At 69.6% G+C, this 395-nt stretch carries 1 protein-coding gene; it reads right to left on the reverse strand.

Annotated features, from left to right (window positions below):
* Window positions 1-395 (reverse strand): Bug family tripartite tricarboxylate transporter substrate binding protein (locus GPA27_RS28675; protein ID WP_211165327.1); only part of this gene is annotated, 395 nt, incomplete at both ends.

Below are 395 nucleotides of genomic sequence, written 5' to 3' on the forward strand. Positions count from 1 at the left end.
ACAGCTTGCTGCGCACGTCTTCGCTGCGGGCGATCTCGCTGATCAGCGCGGCCAGCTTGGCCTGGATGGGCTTGGGCATGGTGGAAGGCGCTGCGAAGGCGTTCCAGATTTCCAGGTTGAAGTTGCTGATGCCTGCCTCGGCCAGGCTCGGCACCTCGGGTGCCAGCGGGCTGCGCCCGGAGGAGGTCACGCCGATCGCGCGCAGCTTGCCCGCACGCACCTGGGCCTGCGCCAGCGCCGGGGGCAGCAGCGCCATCTGCAGCTGGCCGCCCAGCATCGCGTTGGCCACCTGCGGATAGCCAGGGTAGGGCACATGCACGGGGTTGATGTTGCTGCGCGCCTTGAGCAGCTCGGTGCCGATGTGGCCCACCGTGCCCACGCCTGGCGTGCCGTAG

It is taken from the genome of Aromatoleum toluolicum, from assembly GCF_012911005.2.
Lineage (GTDB): Bacteria > Pseudomonadota > Gammaproteobacteria > Burkholderiales > Rhodocyclaceae > Aromatoleum > Aromatoleum toluolicum.